This is a genomic window from Motilibacter peucedani (genome assembly GCF_003634695.1).
GTDB classification, from domain to species: domain Bacteria; phylum Actinomycetota; class Actinomycetes; order Motilibacterales; family Motilibacteraceae; genus Motilibacter; species Motilibacter peucedani.
In genome coordinates this window covers 211,593-231,379 of sequence record NZ_RBWV01000015.1, presented here as the reverse complement: position 1 = coordinate 231,379, position 19,787 = coordinate 211,593, and the positions used below count along the sequence as shown (strand labels likewise).

The 19,787-nt window shown below is 72.4% G+C and carries 20 protein-coding genes; 6 read left to right on the top strand and 14 right to left on the bottom strand.

Going from position 1 to position 19,787, the window contains the following annotated elements; all coding sequences use genetic code 11:
• From CLV35_RS17660 to CLV35_RS17630, 7 genes are all read right to left on the bottom strand, one after another.
• Window positions 1-410: DUF222 domain-containing protein (locus CLV35_RS17660; protein ID WP_147432007.1), on the bottom strand; the 410-nt coding region annotated here is incomplete at its 3' end.
• Window positions 411-513: 103 nt separating this feature from the next.
• Complete coding sequence (locus CLV35_RS17655) at window positions 514-918, bottom strand: alpha/beta hydrolase family protein (protein WP_147432006.1); 405 nt, start codon at window positions 916-918, stop codon at window positions 514-516.
• 357 nt (window positions 919-1,275) lie between these two features.
• A complete protein-coding gene (locus tag CLV35_RS17650) occupies window positions 1,276-1,644 on the bottom strand; it encodes a hypothetical protein (RefSeq protein WP_121194806.1) in 369 nt (122 codons plus the stop codon).
• A 74-nt stretch (window positions 1,645-1,718) separates the two neighbouring features.
• Complete coding sequence (locus CLV35_RS17645) at window positions 1,719-2,627, bottom strand: LysR family transcriptional regulator (RefSeq protein WP_121194805.1); 909 nt, start codon at window positions 2,625-2,627, stop codon at window positions 1,719-1,721.
• Window positions 2,628-2,871: 244 nt separating this feature from the next.
• The gene (locus CLV35_RS17640; protein ID WP_121194804.1) at window positions 2,872-3,264 is read right to left on the bottom strand and encodes a VOC family protein; all 393 of its coding nucleotides are present in this window, start codon (window positions 3,262-3,264) and stop codon (window positions 2,872-2,874) included.
• Window positions 3,264-3,851: a DUF4142 domain-containing protein gene (locus tag CLV35_RS17635; RefSeq protein WP_121194803.1), complete on the bottom strand. Its 588-nt coding sequence runs from the start codon at window positions 3,849-3,851 to the stop codon at window positions 3,264-3,266. Before CLV35_RS17635 ends, CLV35_RS17640 begins: the two co-directional genes overlap by 1 nt.
• 74 nt (window positions 3,852-3,925) lie before the next feature.
• Window positions 3,926-5,014, bottom strand: coding sequence for an adenosine deaminase (locus CLV35_RS17630; protein WP_231121994.1), 1,089 nt, complete (start codon window positions 5,012-5,014; stop codon window positions 3,926-3,928).
• 120 nt (window positions 5,015-5,134) lie between these two features.
• Between CLV35_RS17630 and CLV35_RS17625 the strand changes: the two genes are divergently transcribed.
• Together CLV35_RS17625 and CLV35_RS17620 are read left to right on the top strand one after the other, a co-directional pair.
• A complete protein-coding gene (locus CLV35_RS17625) occupies window positions 5,135-5,476 on the top strand; it encodes a hypothetical protein (RefSeq protein ID WP_121194802.1) in 342 nt (113 codons plus the stop codon).
• Window positions 5,477-5,606: 130 nt separating this feature from the next.
• Window positions 5,607-8,027: a putative bifunctional diguanylate cyclase/phosphodiesterase gene (locus tag CLV35_RS17620; RefSeq protein WP_121194801.1), complete on the top strand. Its 2,421-nt coding sequence runs from the start codon at window positions 5,607-5,609 to the stop codon at window positions 8,025-8,027.
• On the opposite strand, the gene CLV35_RS17615 is transcribed toward CLV35_RS17620, so the two are convergent.
• From CLV35_RS17615 to CLV35_RS17585, 7 genes are all read right to left on the bottom strand, one after another.
• Window positions 8,017-9,315, bottom strand: a complete 1,299-nt coding sequence (locus CLV35_RS17615) for a thymidine phosphorylase (protein ID WP_183062055.1) — start codon at window positions 9,313-9,315, stop codon at window positions 8,017-8,019. The genes CLV35_RS17620 and CLV35_RS17615 overlap by 11 nt on opposite strands.
• Window positions 9,308-9,739, bottom strand: coding sequence for a cytidine deaminase (locus tag CLV35_RS17610; protein ID WP_121194800.1), 432 nt, complete (start codon window positions 9,737-9,739; stop codon window positions 9,308-9,310). The genes CLV35_RS17615 and CLV35_RS17610 overlap by 8 nt, the downstream gene beginning before the upstream one ends.
• Window positions 9,736-10,995 (bottom strand): ABC transporter permease, encoded by a 1,260-nt coding sequence (locus CLV35_RS17605; RefSeq protein ID WP_121194799.1) that lies wholly within the window; start codon window positions 10,993-10,995, stop codon window positions 9,736-9,738. Before CLV35_RS17605 ends, CLV35_RS17610 begins: the two co-directional genes overlap by 4 nt.
• The gene (locus tag CLV35_RS17600) at window positions 10,992-12,119 is read right to left on the bottom strand and encodes an ABC transporter permease (RefSeq protein ID WP_121194798.1); all 1,128 of its coding nucleotides are present in this window, start codon (window positions 12,117-12,119) and stop codon (window positions 10,992-10,994) included. The genes CLV35_RS17605 and CLV35_RS17600 overlap by 4 nt, the downstream gene beginning before the upstream one ends.
• Entirely contained in the window at window positions 12,116-13,651 is a 1,536-nt protein-coding gene (locus tag CLV35_RS17595; RefSeq protein ID WP_121194797.1) for an ABC transporter ATP-binding protein, read from the bottom strand. The genes CLV35_RS17600 and CLV35_RS17595 overlap by 4 nt, the downstream gene beginning before the upstream one ends.
• A 121-nt stretch (window positions 13,652-13,772) precedes the next feature.
• Complete coding sequence (locus tag CLV35_RS17590) at window positions 13,773-14,876, bottom strand: BMP family lipoprotein (RefSeq protein WP_121194796.1); 1,104 nt, start codon at window positions 14,874-14,876, stop codon at window positions 13,773-13,775.
• A gap of 109 nt (window positions 14,877-14,985) precedes the next feature.
• Window positions 14,986-16,221: an amidohydrolase gene (locus CLV35_RS17585; protein WP_121194842.1), complete on the bottom strand. Its 1,236-nt coding sequence runs from the start codon at window positions 16,219-16,221 to the stop codon at window positions 14,986-14,988.
• Between the two features lie 171 nt (window positions 16,222-16,392).
• On the opposite strand from CLV35_RS17585, the gene sdhC reads away from it, so the two are divergent.
• Genes sdhC through CLV35_RS17565 form a run of 4 tightly spaced genes read left to right on the top strand, consistent with a single transcriptional unit; the run spans window position 16,393 to window position 19,756 of the window.
• Window positions 16,393-16,785, top strand: coding sequence for a succinate dehydrogenase, cytochrome b556 subunit (gene sdhC, locus CLV35_RS17580; protein ID WP_121194795.1), 393 nt, complete (start codon window positions 16,393-16,395; stop codon window positions 16,783-16,785).
• An 11-nt stretch (window positions 16,786-16,796) separates the two neighbouring features.
• A complete protein-coding gene (locus tag CLV35_RS17575; protein ID WP_407938223.1) occupies window positions 16,797-17,273 on the top strand; it encodes a succinate dehydrogenase hydrophobic membrane anchor subunit in 477 nt (158 codons plus the stop codon).
• A 36-nt stretch (window positions 17,274-17,309) separates the two neighbouring features.
• Entirely contained in the window at window positions 17,310-19,052 is a 1,743-nt protein-coding gene (gene sdhA / locus CLV35_RS17570; protein WP_121194841.1) for a succinate dehydrogenase flavoprotein subunit, read from the top strand.
• Window positions 19,052-19,756, top strand: coding sequence for a succinate dehydrogenase iron-sulfur subunit (locus CLV35_RS17565; RefSeq protein ID WP_121194793.1), 705 nt, complete (start codon window positions 19,052-19,054; stop codon window positions 19,754-19,756). Before sdhA ends, CLV35_RS17565 begins: the two co-directional genes overlap by 1 nt.
• Window positions 19,757-19,787: the final 31 nt, after the last annotated feature.

Genomic DNA, 19,787 nt, shown 5'->3' with positions numbered 1-19,787 from the left:
GGCGGCCTGCACGGGTGCGGGCCGAGGGTGCGGCGGGCCTTGAGCAGGGCGTCGAGGTGTCCGGCGTTGACCTGCCCGGCGGCGAGGGCGGCGGCGAAGCGGGGCAGCTCGGCGACGAGGCGTGCGCGCCCCAGCCGGGTCGCGGCATCGCCCGGGTCCAGGCGCAGGTGGTGGCGCAGCCACGCCTTGGTGGTGGGTGCCTGCTCGTGGCGGTAGGCCTCGCGGGCGTCGACCGCGCGCAGGGTCGCGGCTTCCAGTGCGGCGAGCCGGGCCTGCAGTCCGGCTATCACGCGCAGCCGCGCGAGCAGCGACTCCACGTCGAGCTCGCCGGCAGGCAGGGCGGCGGCGGTGTCGAGGGCGTCTGCCGCGACCGCCCACGCACCCGCATCCTGCACCGCCACTGCAACCATGCGCCGAACCTAACAGCCACCACTGACACAGTCAGCGCACCAGAGAAACGCCTGTGGACAGGCACGATCTGGTCTCCATAGCCCTGTGGACATCCGTGGACTGCTAACCGCGCAAGAGCTCCTCCACCAGCAGAGTCCGACGGTCGCCGCGGGGTGCAGGTGTCTCGAGACCGTGGCCGCAGTCGTACTCCCGCCAGTCGCTGTCCGCACGCAACCGTCGCAGCGCCAGGGACTCCTCCCGGCTGATGACCTCGTCGCGCGAGCCGTGCTGGAGCAGCAGTCGGCGGGACTGCGTACTCGGCAAGAAGTGTCCAGGGTCGTAGCGGTCGAGCCACTGGAGGTATGCAGTGGACACGTCCGGGTCCCAGGCTGCGACGCGTACGAGCGTCCCTGTGCCGCAACCCGCGAGCACCAGCACGGTCACCCGCTCGTCCACGGCCGACACCATCGCGCCCTGGAAAGCACCTCCACTGTGGCCGAAGAAGCCGATGCGCGGGGTCGATGCCACAGCGGTCGACCAGCAGGTCGAGGACGCATCGGTGCGTGAGGACGCCCCGCCGCACACCCTCGGACGAGGCGTCGATGTCCCCGTGCTGCGGGAGGTAGGTCGCGGGCAGGGCTACCGTGAACCCTTCTGCCACCAGGGATCTCGCTTCATCCACGAAGAAGCGCCGGCCGTCGTCCGTGCCCCCGTGCGCGACGACGACCGCAGCCCGCGACGGCTCGGACGGTCGCAGCACCGTCACGGGCGCGCGACGGCCCATCACCTCCAGCACGACCTCGTCGCCCGCCCACGACTCGACGACGAGCGGCACCGGCTCGAACTCCGGCCACTTGGTCTGCGCCATGTCTCTCCTGTCCTCTCTCAGACGAGTCGGTCGACGACCGTGCCGATGACCACCATGAGAGCGAAGGTGAGCACGCAGCCGAGGAGGATGATCGGGATGAGGAGGAGCCCTCGCGACTCGGGGACGCCGGGCGGGTAGGAGCCAGTCGTACGCCGCTCCTCGTCGACCCGACGCGACGCCGCGGCCGACTCGCGCAGCGTGCGGCGGAACCAGAGCACGAACAACGTCCCGGCAACGGCGGTGAGGACGAGCTGTGCGACCGCGCGTGCAGCGTCCGACTGCAGCCTACCGATCAGCGCTGCGACGACCGCGTAGGCGGTCAGGATCGCGATCCCCCTGGCGCCGCCGCGCGCCGCCTCGCGACGCGTGCGCGGGTCGACCGCCATGCCTGCTCCTCCGTCACTGGCCTGTGGGTGGCGACAGGAACGTCGACGCACCAGGGCTTGCAGTTGTCAACGACTCAGCGCAGCGCCGCCTGCGAGCTCGCCGACGCGCGCAGCCCCGCCAGCATCACCGGCACCGGCCCTGCACCCGCCAGCGCAGGTCGAGTGACCGCATGGATGCGCCGCACCGGCTCCTGCCCGCGGATGCGCCGGACGACCGTGCCGGGCGGGCACGCCCCGAGCGCGAGCAGCGGCACGAGGGCCACGCCCACACCCAGCCCGACATAGCTGAGCACAGCCGGGTAGTCGTCCGCCTCGACCACCACCCGCTGCGTGAAGCCAGCCGCGCGACATGCCGCGATCGCCTCGCCGCCGCAGTAGTCGGTGCACGCGGTCGCACCGATCCACGGGTCGTCGGCCAGGTCCGCGAGGGCGATGGTGCGCCGGCCGGCCAGCCGGTGCGTACGCGGCAGCACGACGCGGAACGGGTCGTCGAGCAGGTGCTCGCGGTGGAGCCCGTCGTCGGAGGCCGTGCTGGGGAGCAGGGCGACGGCGACGTCGACCGAGCCGTCGCGCAGCGCGGCGAGCGCCGGCTCTGCTTCGGCGACCTGCAGCTCCAGCTCGACGCCCGGCGCCTCGCGCCGGAATCGCTCCACGGCCGCGGGTACGAGTCCGGTGCCGGCCGTCGGGAAGGCCGCGACTACGACGCGACCCGACCGCCCCGTACGCAGGTCTGCCAGCGCCTTCTCGGTCGCCTGCAGCTGCTCGAGCAGGCTCCCGGCCCGCTGGGCGAGCAGGGTGCCGGCCGGCGTGGGGCGGATGCCTCGGCCGGAGCGCTCCATCAGCGCGATGCCGGCCTCGCGCTCGAGGGCGGCGAGGTGCTGGCTCACGGCCGAGGGCGTGTAGTTGAGCGAGGCGGCCGCAGCGGTGACGGACCCGGCCTCGACGACGCTGTGCAGCACGCGCAGGCGGTGCATGTCGAGCATGTCGCCAGTGTGCACCGCCGACGGCCCACTGTGAAGCGCCGCTTAACGGTGGTGAAGATCTAACCGCTTGTCCGGCGGCTGCGCAGGCGCCACTGTGGAGGAGCGCGCACGACCCCGACCAACGCCAGAAACCCTTAGGAGGCGGCCATCATGGTCGCAATCGTCCTCTTCCTCGTCATGCTCGCGATCCTCACCCCGCTGCTCGGCGCGGACTCGCGCGACCACGACTCGCTGCGCCGCTGACTCACCGCGCCGCTGAGTCGTGCGTCGACGCGACCCCGAGGACGCAGAACTCGTTGCCCTCGACGTCGGCGAGGACCACCCACGACACGTCCTCCGACTGCCCGACGTCGGCGCGGGTCGCCCCCAGCGCAAGGATCCGCTCGACCTCCTCGTCACGGGTGGCGCCGTCGACGGGACGGACGTCGAGGTGGATGCGCACCTTGGCCGTCTTCGGCTCCGGCACCGGCACGAACGCCAGCTCCGGGATCCCCGGCGAGGGCGGCTCCAGGTCGAAGTAGACCTCGCCGTCCTCGTCCCACCGGCGCACCGGCCAGCCGAGGACGGCCGACCAGAAGCGCGCGACGCGCTCCGGGTCGGCACAGTCCACGACCACCTCCGAGAGGCGTACGGCCATCAGCCGGTCGTGACCTTGACGGTCGAGGCCGGTGCGATGATCAGGTAGACGTTCGCGAGCTCGGTGTGGTGCATCGTCACCACCGGCAGCGTCTTGCGCTCGAACGCGAGCACCGCGGAGTCGCGCGAGACCTGGCGCGCCTTGCCGGTCGCGATGATGGTCATGCGGTGGGCCGAGAGCTGGGCGCGGGTCCAGTTGCGGTCCCACTGCAGGCCCGCCGGCGCGTCGGTCATCTTCTGCATCATCGCGGTCATCGCCGGCGGGAGCGACGTGGGCAGCGCGACGTCGCGTGCGGCGGCCAGCTTCTTCAGCGTGGCCAGGTGCATGGTGTGGTCCTTGACGAACATCGCGCCGAGGGCCTTGACGCCGCCGGTCGTGGCCTTGCTGACGGCGAGCTTGCCGCTGGCGATCTCGGACATGTCGGAGATCGCGGCGGTCTTCATCCACGCGATGTCGGCCGCCTTCGCCTGGGCAGCCGTCGCCTCCCGGTTGATGGCAGCGGGAGCCGGGGCTGCGGACGCTGCAGCGGGCACACCGAGGGCGGCCACGCCGACGACGGCGGCAGGGACGAGGGAGCGGAGCTTCACAGGGACCTCCAGGAGGGCGACGCGGACTCCCGGCAGATCCCCCCGCACGGGGGGTTGCCAAACGTTCGACGCGATCAGGCGCCGTGCGCCGCGTACGCCGGCTTGAGCGTCCCCTCGATGATCTCGATGCGCTCGTCGAACGGGATGAAGGCGCTCTTCATCGCGTTGATGGTCAGCCAGCGCAGGTCGCGCCAGCCGTAGCCGAACGCGTCGACCAGCAGGCTCAGCTCTCGAGACAGCGAGGTCGCGCTCATCAGCCGGTTGTCCGTGTTGACCGTGACGCGGAAGCCCAGCCGGCGCAGCAGCCCGATCGGGTGCTCGGCCACCGACTCCGCCGCGCCGGTCTGCACGTTGGACGACGGGCACATCTCCAGCGGGATGCGCATGTCGCGGACGTACGCGGCGAGGCGGCCGAGACGCACGCTCCCGTCGCTCGCGACCGTGACGTCGTCGACGATGCGTACGCCGTGGCCGAGCCGGTCGGCGCCGCACCACTGCAGCGCCTCCCAGATGCTCGGCAGCCCGAACGCCTCGCCGGCATGGATGGTGAAGTGGGCGTTCTCGCGGCGGAGGTACTCGAACGCGTCGAGGTGGCGAGTGGGCGGGAAGCCCGCCTCGGCGCCGGCGATGTCGAAGCCGACGACCCCGGCGTCGCGGTAGCGGATGGCGAGCTCGGCGATCTCCTGGCTGCGGGCCGCGTGGCGCATGGCGGTGAGCAGCGCGCCCACCCGGATGCGCCGTCCGGTGGCCGCGGCGTTCGCGACCCCTTCGGCGAAGCCCTCGAGCACGGCCTCGACCACCGTGTCGAGGGCGAGCCCGCGCTCGACGTGGAGCTCGGGGGCGAAGCGCACCTCGGCGTAGACGACGCCGTCGGCAGCGAGGTCCTCGACGCACTCGGCAGCCACCCGCCGGACCGCGTGCACGTCCTGCATGACGCCGACCGTGTGGGCGAAGGTCTCGAGGTAGCGCTCGAGCGAGCCGGAGGACGCGGCGCTCTCGAACCAGGCGCCCAGCGAGGCCACGTCGTCGGCGGGGAGCGCGTCGTAGCCGTTGGCCCGGGCGAGCTCGAGCACGGTGGCCGGCCGCAGACCGCCGTCGAGGTGGTCGTGGAGGAGGACCTTCGGTGCGGCGCGCACCTCGTCGGGGGTGGGGGCGGGCATCATGTCCCGGACCCTACGCCTCCGACCGGGGCCAACCGGGTGATCGCTCTGCGTTCTCTCACGATCGACGCTGCGTGGCCGAGACAGTGAGTGAGCTCCACCCCCCGCTCCCCAGGAGGAACCATGCACGGACGTATCCCGACCTTCGCCACCCGCGCCGCCGCCGTCGTCGCCCTGGCCGGCGGCATCGCCGTCGCCGGTGCGACCGGCGCCTCGGCCGCCACCGTCGGCCCGGCCAGCGCGCTCCCCGCCGCGAAGGCGGCGATCCTGACCAAGGCCGTCGTCGTCTCGACGGTGGTCGCGGCCCCCTCGTCGCACACGTGGGAGGGCGCGGTCGCCACGACCCCCGACTCGCACACGTGGGAGGGCGTCGTCGCCGCCTCGCTCGACTCCCACACCTGGGAGCGCGTCGGCGGCACCGCTGCCCCGGCGTCCCACACCTGGGAGTCGGCGCCCAAGGGCTAGCCAGCACCCGTTCGGAGCACAGGCGGCCCCCCTCGGGGGCCGCCTGTTCTTGTTCAGTGGGTCGCAGACCTGCCGATCATCTCCACGGGGCGCCTCGACCGGGGCGCGCCGGGGGGGCGAGGGGGAGCACGTGGACGAGAGGCAGCGGCCGTCGCGGCGCCTGCTCGTGACGTGCCTGCTCGTGGCCGGGCTCGGCACCCTGGCCGTCCTTCTGGTGCACGGCGGGTCGCAGGTGGGGCGCGAGCTCACCCTTCCGGTGTGGGCCCTCACGGTCGCCATGGCGTGCGGCGAGGCCTCGGTCATCCACCTGCCGCAGCGCCGCCACAGCCTGGCAGTGTCGTTCACGCCGGTCGCGCTGGTCGCCGGCCTCGCGTTCGCCTCCGGGCCGTGGTTCGTGCCCGCCGCCGCGGCCGGCGTGGCCGCCGTGCTCGCCTTCAAGCGCCAGTCCCCCACCAAGAAGCTGTTCAACATCGCCAACGCGGCGCTCGACGTCGCCGTGGCGCAGGCGGTCTTCCACCTGCTCGACGGCGCACCGGACGCCGCGACCTGGCGCACGAGCCTCGCGCTGTACGCAGCGGTGCTGGTCGGCGCGGCCGTGAGCCTGGGTGCCCTGACCGCCGTGATGGCGCTGGCCACCCGGTCACTGAGCCTCGCTGCCGCCCGCCGCGTCATCGTCACCGGTCTCGTCCTCGACGGCGCGACGGGCTGCGTCGGTCTCCTGGTCGTGGTCCTGACCACCACGGCGCCGGTGGGCCTGGCGCCGCTGAGCGTGCTGCTGGTGCTGCTGCTCGGCGGGTCGCTGGCGCTCAACCGGCTCGACATGCGCGAGCGCCGGCTCCAGTCGCTCTACCGCTTCACCAGCGCCGTGGGCGACATCCGCGACACCGACGAGCTGGCCTGGACGATCCTGCGCGAGGCACGCGACATCCTGCACTGCGACGTGGCCGAGCTGCGCCTGCCGATGCCGAACGACCTGCCCGCGCTCGCCCTGCGCGTCGGCACCGACGGCACGAGCACGGTGCTGGACCCCGTCACCGAGGGCGACGCGCCCGCCGAGCCCGACGCCATGAGCGTCGCGCTGCTCTCCGGCGGCAAGGAGCTCGGCACCCTGTCGGTCGCCGCGCGCTGGCGCTTCCTGCACAGCTTCTCCGCCCAGGACCTGATGCTCCTGCGCGGGCTGGCCGACCACGCGGCGGCTGCGCTGCACGGCACCCTGCTGCTCGACCAGGTGCGCCGCGAGGCGGCCGAGCGCGAGCACCAGGCCCTGCACGACAGCGTCACCCAGCTGCCCAACCGCCGGGCTCTCGGCGAGACCGCGCAGCGCTGGGCGCTGGAGCACGACGAGGGCTTCGCGGTCCTCTCGCTCGACCTGCTCGGGTTCGGCGGCATCAACGACGCGCTCGGCCAGGACACCGGCGACCTGCTGCTCCACGAGGTCGGCCGACGGCTGCTCTGGAACTCCGCCGCCGGGCACGTCGCCCGCCTCGGCAATGACGAGTTCGCCGTGCTGGTGCCCGACGTCGCGACGCTCCGTGAGGCGACGCTGGCGGCCCGCGGGGTGCTGCGCCCGCTCGCGGAGCCGTTCGCGTTGCACGGGCTGACCCTCGAGGTCCGGGTCAACGCCGGGCTGGCGCTCGGCACGGCCGGCAGCGGCGACCCCCAGGCCCTGCTGCAGAAGGCCGACATCGCCCTGGCGGTGGCCAAGCGTGACGACGTCGAGCTCCACCTCTACGACCTCGCCGACGACGCCCGCGGCGCCCGTCGGCTGCAGCTGGTCTCCGACCTGCGCCTCGCCGTCGCGGCCGCGACGCTCGAGGTGTTCTACCAGCCCAAGCTCGACCCGCGCACCGGCCGCGTCACGGGCGCCGAGGCGCTCGCCCGCTGGCAGCACCCCGCCGAGGGCTTCGTGCCGCCGGACGAGTTCATCCCGCTGGCCGAGCACGCCGGTCTGATCCGGGCGCTGACCTCGTCGGTGCTGCGTACGGCGCTGAACGCCTGCGCCGGCTGGCGCGCGGACGGCCACGACCTGACCATCGCGGTCAACCTCTCGCCGCGCATGCTCGTCGACGAGCACCTGCCGGAGCAGATCGAGGCAGCGCTCTTTGAGGCCGGGCTGCCGCCCGAGGTGCTGGTCCTCGAGATCACCGAGTCGGCGGTCATGAGCGACGTGCAGATCGCCCGCCGGGTGCTCGAGACGCTGCGCCTCATGGGCGTCTCGCTCTCGCTCGACGACTACGGCACCGGTCACTCGTCGCTGTCCTACCTCGCCACCCTGCCGGTCAACGAGATCAAGCTCGACAAGTCGTTCACCCTCGGCCTGCCCTACGAGCCGGCCGCGCTGGCCATCGTCCGCTCGACGATCGCGCTGGGCCACGAGCTCGGCCTGACCGTCGTGGCCGAGGGCGTCGAGGAGGACGGGGCGCGCGCCCTGCTCGCCGACTGGGAGTGCGACGTCGTGCAGGGCTACTACTACAGCCGCCCGCTGCCCGCGTCGGGCTTCCTCGCCTGGCTCGACGCCCACGCCGACGCGGTGGCCGCCATCAGCCGGTGATGCGCTCCAGCACGATCGGGCGCGCGGTCACGGGGGTGTCGGCCGGGCCCACCTCGACCGCGCCCTGCAGCGCCTCGAGGGCGCGCTCGAAGCGCTCCGGGGTGTCGGTGTGCAGCGTCAGGAGCGGGTCGCCGGCGCGTACGGTGTCGCCGGGCTTCGCGTGCAGCTCGACACCCGCTCCGGCCTGCACCGCGTCCTCGCGGCGCGCGCGGCCGGCGCCGAGGCGCCAGGCGGCAACGCCGACCGCCATCGCGTCGAGCCGGGTGAGCACGCCGTCGGCGGGCACCGGCACGACCGTCGTCTCGCGCGCCATCGGCAGCGGGGCGTCGGGGTCGCCGCCCTGCGCCCGGACCATCGCGCGCCAGGTGTCCATCGCCGCGCCGCGGCGCAGGACGTCGGCCGGGTCGGGGTCGCCGGGCAGGCCGGCGGCCGACACCATCTCGCGCGCGAGGTCGACGGTCAGCTCGACGACGTCGGCCGGGCCGCCGCCGGCCAGCACCTCGACCGACTCGCGCACCTCGAGCGCGTTGCCTGCCGTGAGCCCGAGCGGAGTCGACATGTCGGTGACCAGGGCGACGGTGCGCACGCCGGCGTCGGTGCCGAGGTCGACCATCGTGCGCGCCAGCTCGAGGGCCTGGGCGAGCTCCTTCATGAACGCGCCGCTGCCGACCTTGACGTCGAGCACCAGGGCGCTGGTGCCCTCGGCGATCTTCTTGCTCATGATCGAGGACGCGATCAGCGGCACCGACTCGACCGTGCCGGTCACGTCGCGCAGCGCGTAGAGCAGGCGGTCGGCCGGTGCGAGCGTCTCGGTCGCTGCGCAGATCACGGCACCGACGTCGGCCAGCTGCGCGCGCACCTCGTCGAGCGAGAGCGAGGCGCGCCAGCCGGGGACGGACTCGAGCTTGTCGAGCGTGCCGCCCGTGTGGCCGAGCCCCCGGCCCGACAGCTGCGGCACCGCGGCGCCGCAGGCGGCGACCAGTGGTGCGAGCGGCAGCGTGATCTTGTCGCCCACTCCCCCGGTCGAGTGCTTGTCGACGGTGGGCCGGCCGAGCTCGCCGAACGAGAGCCGGTCGCCCGAGGCGATCATCGCCGCGGTCCAGCGCGCGATCTCGGGGCGCGACATGCCCTGCAGCAGGATCGCCATGAGCAGAGCGCTCATCTGCTCGTGGGCGACGACCCCGCGGGTGTAGGCGTCGACCACCCAGTCGATGGCCTCGTCGGAGAGCTCGTGCCCGTCGCGCTTGCCGCGGATCACGTCGACGGCGTCGAACAGCTCGTCAGCCACGGGAGGCCTCCCACTCGGCGCGCAGGGCCGCGTCGTCGAAGCCGTAGGGCAGCAGGTCGTCCATGGAGTGCACTCCGCTCTCGAGCTTGACCAGGCACTCGCGTCCGCCGTGCTCGAAGATCAGCTGCCGGCACCGCCCGCACGGCGAGAGCAGCTGGCCGTGCCCGCCGACCGCGACCACCGCGACGAGCCGGCCACCGCCCGAGGCGAGCAGCGCGGAGACCATGCCGCACTCGCCGCAGAGGCCCACGCCGTAGCAGGCGTTCTCGACGTTGCAGCCGGTCACGACCCGGCCGTCGTCGACGAGGCCGGCTGCGCCGACCGGGAAGCGGGAGTAGGGGACGTAGGCCTTGCTCGTCATCTCGAGCGCGGCCGCGACGAGCTCGTCCCAGTCGACGGCAGTGCCCGTGATGTCCTCGCTCAATGCCCTTCTCCCTTGCGATAGACCACGCCGTCGGCCGCGGGCGGCCGCAGCCGCTGGGAGGCCAGCGCGAGCACGAGCAGCGTCGCGACGTAGGGCGTCATGCTGATGAAGTCCTGCGCCACCGAGTCGGTGACCAGGAAGAGCACGAGCACCGCGACGCCCACGAGCAGGGAGAGCACGCCTTGCAGCGCCCGGCGCCGCACGAGCATGACGACCCCGAAGACGATCAGGCCGGCGGCCAGCAGGAGCAGCAGCGCGTGCACCGACTCCTCGCCCCGGCGGAACTGCAGCCCGTCGGTGTAGCCGAACAGCAGCGCGCCGCCGGCCAGCCCGCCCGGCCGCCAGTTGCCGAAGATCATGGCGGCGAGGCCGATGTAGCCGCGACCGCCGGTCTGGCCCTCGCGGTAGACGTTGGCGGCGACCTCGGCGAGGAAGGCGCCCGCGAAGCCGGCGAGCGCGCCCGAGGCCACGACGCCGGCGTACTTGTAGCGCAGCACCTTGACGCCGAGCGACTCCGCGGCCCACGGGTCCTCGCCGCACGAGCGCAAGCGCAGGCCGAAGGTCGTGCGCCACAGGACGAAGAACGAGCCGATGACCAGCAGCAGCGCGATCAGCGTGAACCAGGAGACCTCGAAGGTCAGCGCCCGCAGCAGCGCGGCCACGTCGGAGACGAACAGCCAATGGTGCTTCTCGAGCGTCAGCAGCCAGCCGGTGCCCGGCACGGTGAACGTCGACACCGACGGGATCTGCGGCGACTGCGTGGGACCGCCGCCCTCGACGCCGGTGAAGAGCCGGTCGGCGAGGTACTGCGTGGCGCCGAGGCCCAGGATGTTGATCGCGACGCCGGAGATGATGTGGTCGACGCCGAAGGTGACCGTGGCGACCGCGTGGAGCAGCCCGCCGACCGCGCCGAAGACGATGCCGGCGACCAGGCCGAGCCAGGGCCCGTGCTGGTAGCCCATCCAGCCCGCGCCGAACGTGCCGGCGATCATCATGCCCTCGAGCCCGATGTTGACCACGCCCGCGCGCTCGGCCCACAACCCGCCGAGGCCGGCGAGCCCGATGGGCACGGCGAGGGCGAGCGCCGAGGACAGCGTGCCGCTCGAGGACAGCTCGTCGGCGCCGGTGACCACGCGTACGACGCTGAGCAGCAGGATGCCGCCGACCAGGGCCAGCAGCGCGCGCTGCCAGGCCGGGCGACGAGCCGCCGCCAGCGGCCGGCCGGTGACGGCGGGGATGTCGGTGACCGTGCTCATGCCGCCGCTCCCTGGGCCGCCGGGCCGGGGCGCAACGCGGCAGCCACCCGGCGCTGCTCGGACGAGACGCGGTAGCGCCGCACCAGCTCGTAGGCGACGACCACGCTGAGCACGATCGTGCCCTGCATGATCGTGACGAGCTGGGTGGAGACTCCCGCCTGGATCTGCAGCGGGTTGGCAGCGATGTCGAGGTAGGCCCACAGCAGCGCGCCGACCGCGATGCCGAGCGCGGTGTTGCGCCCGAGCAGCGCGATGGCGATGCCGGTGAAGCCCAGCCCCGACTGCGTCGAGAGCGAGTAGTTGTAGGGGGCCGTCCCGACCAGCGCCGGGATGCCGACCAGGCCGGCCACCGCGCCTGAGAGCAGCATCGCGGCGACCACCATGCGCCGCACGTCCACGCCGGAGGCGACCGCGGCGGTCTCCGAGCGGCCGGTCGCCCGCAGGTCGAAGCCGAACCGCGTGCGCTCGATCGCGAACCAGTAGACGGCTCCTGCGACCACCGCCAGGAACACCAGGCCGTAGACCTGCACCTTGGTGTCGAGGAACCCGATCGAGATGCCGCCGACGTGCGCCGAGTCCGGCAGGGTCTTGGTCGAGAGGTTCAGGCTCGTGCCGCCCTTGGCCGAGGCCTTGCGCAGCAGCCAGGCGACCAGGGCCGTGGCGATCGAGTTGAGCATGATCGTGGAGATGACCTCGCTGACCCCGCGGGTCACCTTGAGCAGGGCCGGCACCGCCGCCCACAGCGCACCGGCCAGCATCGCCACGACCAGCACGAACAGCACGTGCAGCGGCTTGGGCAGCGTGACCGAGGCGCCGAGGTAGGCCGCGGCGAAGGCGGCGAAGCGGTACTGCCCCTCGACCCCGATGTTGAACAGCCGCATCCGGAAGCCGATGGCGACCGCGAGCGCGGAGAAGTAGTAGACGGTCGCGCTGTTGATGATGTTGACGACCGCCCGCGAGCGAGCCGCCTCCTTGGAGTGCACGAACAGCAGCGTCTGCCACACCTTGCCGACCGGGTCGCCCGCGACGACCAGCACCAGGCTGGTCACGAGCACGGCGAGCGCGATCGCGAGCAGCGGGGCGGCGATGCCGAGCAGCGTCGAGCGCCAGCGCGCGGAGGTCATGCCGCCCCCTCGCCGCGGCCGAGGCCGGTCATCGAGGCGCCCAGCGACTCGGGGGTGACGCGCGAGGGGTCCTCGCGCGCGACCAGCCGGCCGCGGAGGATCACCTGCAGCGTGTCGGACAACCCGATCAGCTCCTCGAGGTCGGCGCTGATGAGCAGCACGGCGAGACCGGCGGCGCGCGCGTCGCGCACCGCGTCCCAGATCTGGGCCTGGGCGCCGACGTCGACGCCCCGGGTGGGGTGGGCGGCGACGAGCAGCACCGGCTCGCCGGAGAGCTCGCGGCCCACGATGAGCTTCTGCTGGTTGCCGCCCGACAGGGCGGAGGCGAGGACGTCGATCCCCGGCGTACGCACGTCGTAGTCGCGCACGATGCGCTCGGTGTCGCGCCGCGCGCCGGCGCGGTCGAGGAGCGGTCCGCGGACGTTCGGGCGCTGGGTCTGGTGCCCCAGCACCCGGTTCTCCCACAGCGGCGCCTCGAGCAGCAGGCCGTGGCGGTGGCGGTCCTCGGGGACGTAGCCGATGCCGGCCTCGCGCCGCCGGCGCGTCGACCAGCCGGTGATGTCCTCGCCCTGCAGGCGGATCGTGCCCTCCTGCGGCTTGCGGATGCCGAGGATCGTCTCGACCAGCTCGCTCTGCCCGTTGCCCTCGACGCCGGCGATGCCGAGCACCTCGCCGCGGCGCACCTGCAGCGAGACCTCGCTCAGGACGTCGCGGCCGTCGGCGGCGCGCAGCGTCACGTGCTCGAGCGAGAGCACCGTCTGGTCGGTCACCGTCGACTCGCGCGTCTCGGGCGAGGGCAGCTCGGAGCCGACCATGAGCTCGGCCAGCCCGCGGGCGTCGACCTCGCCGGGCCGTACGGTGGCGACGGTCGTGCCCCGCCGGATGACGGTGATCTCGTCGGCGACGGAGAGCACCTCGTCGAGCTTGTGGGAGATGAACACCACGGTGAGGCCCTCGGACTTGAGCTCGCGCAGGTTGTCGAACAGCTCGTCGACCTCCTGCGGCACGAGGACCGCGGTCGGCTCGTCGAGGATGATCGTCTTGGCGCCGCGGTAGAGGACCTTGAGGATCTCCACGCGCTGGCGGGCGCCGACGCCGAGCTCCTCGACCAGGCGGTCGGGCTCGATGTCGAGGCCGTAGGCCGTGCTGAGCTCGCGGATGCGCGTGCGTGCGGCGTCGCGGATGCCGTGGAGCCTCTCGGCGCCGAGCACGACGTTCTCGAGCACGGTGAGGTTGTCGGCGAGCATGAAGTGCTGGTGCACCATGCCGACCCCGACGGCGATCGCGTCGGCCGGCGAGGAGAAGACGACCTCGGAGCCGTCGACCGCGATGGTGCCCTCGTCCGGCTTCTGCATGCCGTAGAGGATCTTCATCAGCGTCGACTTGCCCGCGCCGTTCTCTCCGACGATCGCGTGCACGGTGCCCTTGGCCACCTCGATGTCGATGTCGCGGTTGGCCACGACGCCGGGGAAGCGCTTGGTGATGCCCCGCAGCGTGACGGCGGGAGCGGCGGCGGCGATGACGACCTCCACGGGGTGCGACGTGTCGACGGGCGAGGGGTGGGCAGGCAAAGGGTCGGGCCCGCCCGACGCTACCGCGCCGGACGGGCCCGAAAGGCCGGACTCGCTGAGCCAGCCGGGTCGAGCGGGTCCCCTACTTGGAGGGGATGGTGATCGCGCCCGAGATGAGCTTCTGCTTGTAGTCGTCCAGCGTCGACTTGATGTCGTCGACCTGGCCGCCGGTGGTGGCGTAGTCGACGCCGCCGGCCTTGAGGTCGTAGACCTTCTCGCCCGTGAGCGGGCTGCCGTCGGCGACCGACTTGATGAAGTCGTAGGACGCGACGTCGACCTTCTTGAGCATCGAGGTGATGATCACGCTCTTGACCGACGCGGCGGCCGTCTTGGCCTGGTCGGAGTCGACGCCGATGGCCATCGCCTTGGCGGCGGCAGCGGCCTGGAAGACACCGGCGCCCGAGCCGCCGGCCGCCTGGAACACGACGTCGGCACCGGCGTCGTACATGCCCTTGGCCGCGGTCTTGCCCTTGGCCGGGTCGCCGAAGCCGCTGAAGTCCGGCGGCTGGGTGAGGTACTTGACCTGGACCTTGGTGCCCGACTTGCCCGCCTCGACGCCGGCCTTGAAGCCGCGCTCGAACTTGTTGATCAGCGGGGTGTCGACGCCGCCGACGAAGCCGACGTTGTGGGTCTTGGACTTGAGCGCCGCGGCCACGCCGACCAGGAACGAGCCCTGGTCCTCGGCGAAGGTCAGGTTGGCGATGTTGGCGCCCTTGGCGTCGGTGCTGTCGACGATCGCGAAGTGCGTGTCGGGGTACTGCGGGGCGACCTTCGACAGGGCCGTCGCGTAGACGAAGCCGACGACCAGGATCGGGTCGTAGCCGCCCTCGGCCAGCTGGGTCAGGCGCTCCTCGCGGGCGGCGTCGGACTCGCCGTTGACCGCCGCGGCCTCCTGGACCGTCGCTCCGGTCTCGGACTTGAACTTGTCGACACCGGCAGCCGCCGCGTCGTTGAACGACTGGTCGCCGCGCCCGCCCACGTCGTAGGCGACGCCGATCTTGAGGTCGCCGCCGGCCGAGGTGCCCGAGCTCGGCGCGCTGGAGCCAGCCGTGCTGGGCGCCGAGGAGGACCCCGAGCTGGGCGCCGCTCCGGCGCCGCTCCCGCTCGGACTGCTGCTGCCACCACACCCGGCGAGAGCGAGCGTCGCGATGGCGACGGTCGCAGCTGCGCGCACGGATAGACGCACGATGTTGCTCCCCTGCTGAGTTCGAAGTCGGCCGTCGTGGGTTGCACGCGACCTGCGCCGCAGAGGCTACGGGAACCGGCGGGCGGGCGAGCAGCAGGTAACGAGAACGTTATGCGTCTGACGCGAGATCGTCAGCACCGGCGGTGCGGGCCAGCGCGAGCAGCGCCGCGGTGGCGAGCACGCGGGCGCCGAGCTCGACCGCGGCCTCGTCCACGTCGAAGGAGCCCTGGTGCAGGTCGCGGCTGTGGCGCTCGCGCGGGGCCGCCGTGCCGAGCCGGCCCAGGGCGCCCGGGACGTGCTCGAGGTACCACGCGAAGTCCTCGCCGCCCAGGCTCTGCGGCGTGGGCACCACGGCGCGCGGGCCGATGCTGCGCCGGGCGGCCTCGGCCAGCACCTCGGCGCAGGAGGCCTCGTTGTCGACCGGCGGCACGCCGCGCACGTAGGTGACCTCGGCCGAGGCGCCGTAGGGCGCCACGATGGTGTCGGCGAGCTGGCGCACCAGCATCGGCGCGCTGTTCCAGGTCTCGGTGTCGAGGCAGCGCAGGGTGCCCTCGAGCTCGCCCCGCTCCGGGATCGCGTTGGGCGCGGACCCGGCGCTCACCCGGCCCCAGACGACGCTGAGCCCGGAGCGCGGGTCGACGCGCTTGGCCAGCGCCGCGGGCAGCTCGGTCACCAGCGTGCCGAGCGCCTGGACCAGGTCGGTGGTCAGGTGCGGGCGGGCGGTGTGGCCGCCGGGGCCGTGGAGCACCACCTTGATGCGGTCGCAGGCCGCGGTGATGGGCCCTTCGCGCACCCCGATGCGGCCGACCTCGATGCGCGGGTCGCAGTGCAGCGCGAAGATCTCGTCGACCGGCTCGATGACCTGCGCGGCGATGACGTCGAGGGCGCCGCCGGGCATCTGCTCCTCGGCGGGCTGGAAGACCAGGCGCACCCGGCCGCGCAGCAGCCCGGCCTCGTCGAGCTCGGCGAGCACCAGCCCGGCGCCGAGCACCGCCGAGGTGTGGACGTCGTGGCCGCAGGCGTGGGCGGTGCCCTCGTGCGTCGAGCGGTAGGGGACGTCCTTGAGGTCGGCCACCGGCAGCGCGTCGATGTCCGCGCGCAGCGCGGTCGCCCGCTCCCCGCGGCCGACGTCGCACCACAGGCCGGTGCCGCCCGGCAGCACCACCGGGCGCAGCCCGGCACGCTCCAGGCGCTCGCGGACGACGCGCGTGGTCCGCACCTCGGCGTACCCGAGCTCGGGGTGGGCGTGCAGGTCGCGGCGGAAGGCGACCAGCTCGGCCGCGTGCCGGGCCGAGCGGGCGGGCACCTGGGCGACGGCGTCGCCCGGGAGCTCGTCCCCGGGCAGGCTGTCGTGCGCCAGGCTCGTCACGCCCCAGAACCTACTCCGCGCACGTTTCCGGCACGTGGCGCGTGTTGCCGGGATCACGCGGCCCCCGGGAGGTGGAGGGCCCCGAGGATGACTAGCATCTGTCCTGCCGGGTGACCGCCCGGACACTCCCCGTCTGGAAGGCCTGCTGTGGCCAAGGCACCGGCCGGCACGCTGTATCGCGGCCGCGAAGGCATGTGGTCGTGGGTCGCGCACCGCGTGACCGGCGTACTCGTCTTCTTCTTCCTGTTCGCGCACGTCCTGGACACCGCGCTGGTCCGCGTCGACCCGGACTCCTACAACGACGTGATCGCGACCTACAAGAACCCCGTGGTCAACCTCATGGAGGTCGGCCTCGTGGGCGCGGTCATGTTCCACGCCTTCAACGGCATCCGGCTCGTGCTCGTGGACTTCTGGTCGAAGGGCCCGCGCTACCAGCGCCAGATGCTGTGGGCGGTCGTCGGGCTCTGGGTCGTGCTGATGGCCGGGTTCCTCTACCCGATGACCGAGCACAGCTGGCACGTCGTCTTCGGGAGCGCGTGATGGCCACCGACCTGACCCCTCCGGAGCTCACCGCCGCCGGGGAGGGCCCCGAGCCGATCGGCGCGGCCCTCATCGCCTCGCTCGACGCCCCCCGCAGCCGCGCCCCGCGCGTGCGCGACAAGCGCCGGCCGTCCCGCCGCGGCAACTTCGAGCTCTACGCGTGGCTGTTCATGCGCCTCTCGGGCCTGCTGCTCGTGGTGCTCACCCTCGGCCACCTGCTCATCCAGATGGTGCTCGACGGCGGCGTCCAGAAGATCAACTTCGCCTTCGTGGCCGGTCGCTGGTCCAACCCGTTCTGGCAGGTCTGGGACCTGCTCATGCTGTGGCTCGCCGAGCTGCACGGCACGCTCGGGCTGCGCACGATCATCAACGACTACGCCGAGCGCAACGTGACGCGGGCCTGGCTCAAGGCGCTGCTCTACGCCTCCGCGGTGTTCACGCTCTTCCTCGGCACGCTCGTCATCTTCACGTTCGACCCCAACATCTAGTTCCACACCAAGGAGGGCGACGTGGCCGCCACAGCACTGCAGACCCATCGCTACGACGTCGTCATCGTCGGGGCCGGGGGCGCGGGCATGCGTGCCGCCCTCGAGTCCGGCAAGCGCGTGCGCACCGCCGTGCTCACCAAGCTCTACCCCACCCGGTCCCACACCGGCGCGGCCCAGGGCGGCATGTGCGCCGCCCTCGCCAACGTCGAGGAGGACAACTGGGAGTGGCACACCTTCGACACCGTCAAGGGCGGCGACTACCTCGTCGACCAGGACGCGGCCGAGGTGATGTGCAAGGAGGCCATCGACGCGGTCCTCGACCTCGAGAAGATGGGCCTGCCGTTCAACCGCACGCCCGAGGGGCGCATCGACCAGCGACGCTTCGGCGGCCACACGCGCAACCACGGCGAGGCAGCCGTACGCCGCTCCTGCTACGCCGCCGACCGCACCGGCCACATGATCCTCCAGACGCTCTACCAGCAGTGCGTCAAGCACGAGGTCGAGTTCTTCAACGAGTTCTACGTCCTCGACATGCACATGGACGGCGACCGGGTCGCGGGCGTCGTCGCCTACGAGCTGGCCACCGGCGAGCTGCACGTCTTCCAGGCCAAGGCCGTCATCTTCGCCAGCGGCGGGTTCGGCAAGGTCTTCAAGACCACCTCGAACGCGCACACCCTGACCGGCGACGGCATGGGCATCGTGTGGCGCAAGGGCCTGCCGCTCGAGGACATGGAGTTCTTCCAGTTCCACCCGACGGGTCTCGCGGGCCTGGGCATCCTGCTCTCGGAGGCCGCGCGCGGCGAGGGCGGCATCCTGCGCAACAGCGAGGGCGAGCGCTTCATGGAGCGCTACGCCCCCACGATCAAGGACCTCGCGCCGCGTGACATGGTCGCCCGCGCGATCCACACCGAGATCCGCGAGGGCCGGGGCTGCGGTCCGAACAAGGACTACGTCTACCTCGACCTGACGCACCTGCCGCGCGAGCAGATCGACGCCAAGCTGCCCGACATCACCGAGTTCGCCCGCACGTACCTCGGCGTCGAGCCCTACACCGAGCCGGTCCCGATCGTGCCCACGGCGCACTACGCCATGGGCGGCATCCCGACCGACATCGACGCCCGGGTGCTCAAGGACGACATCCACCACATCGAGGGGCTGTACGCCGCCGGCGAGTGCGCGTGCGTCTCGGTCCACGGCGCCAACCGCCTCGGCACCAACTCGCTGCTCGACATCAACGTGTTCGGCCGCCGCGCGGGCATCCACGCGGCCGGCTACGCCGAGACCGCCGAGCACGCCGAGATGCCCGAGCACCCGGCTGCCTTCGTCACCGAGATGCTGGCGAACCTCTACTCCAGCACCGGCACCGAGCGCGTGGCGGCCATCCGCTCCGAGCTGCAGGCGACGATGGACCTCAACGCGCAGGTCTACCGCACGGAGACCACGCTGAAGCAGGCGCTGGTCGACATCGCCGGGCTGAAGGAGCGCTACCGCAACGTCGGCATCCAGGACCAGGGCCGGCGGTTCAACACCGACCTGCTCGAGGCCGTCGAGCTGGGCTTCCTGCTCGACCTGGCCGAGGTGCTCGTCACCTCCGCCCACGCCCGCAACGAGTCGCGCGGCGGGCACTTCCGCGAGGACTACCCCACGCGCGACGACGTCAACTTCATGCGCCACACCATGGCCTACCGCCAGGTGGACGCTGACGGCGGCGTCGAGATCGAGCTGCACTACAAGCCGGTCGTGCAGACGCGCTACAAGCCGATGGAGCGCAAGTACTAGTGGACATCACGCTCAAGATCCGTCGCTACGAGCCCGAGCTCGACGCGGAGCCGCACTGGGAGACCTACGTCGTCTCGGCGCTCCCGACCGACCGCGTGCTCGACGCCCTGCACAAGGTCAAGTGGGAGATCGACGGGTCGCTCACGTTCCGCCGCTCCTGCGCCCACGGCGTGTGCGGCTCGGACGCCATGCGCATCAACGGCCGCAACCGGCTGGCGTGCAAGACGCTGGTCAAGGACCTGAACCCCGCCAAGCCGATCACGGTCGAGGCGATCAAGGGCCTGCCGCTGCTCAAGGACCTCGTGGTCGACATGGACCCGTTCTTCGCGGCCTACCGCGACGTCATGCCCTTCCTCATCACCAAGGGCAACGAGCCGACCCGCGAGCGCCTGCAGTCGGCCGAGGACCGCGAGAAGTTCGACGACACCACCAAGTGCATCCTGTGCGCCGCGTGCACGACCTCGTGCCCGGTGTTCTGGACCGACGGGCAGTACTTCGGCCCGGCGGCGATCGTCAACGCCCACCGGTTCATCTTCGACAGCCGCGACGACGGCGCCACGCAGCGCCTCGAGATCCTCAACGAGAAGGAGGGCGTGTGGCGCTGCCGCACGACCTTCAACTGCACCGAGGCCTGCCCCCGTGGCATCGAGGTCACCAAGGCGATCCAGGAAGTGAAGCGGGCGCTGCTCACGCGCGCCGTCTAGCCCATTCCTCACAACGTCGTGGAGCCCCATC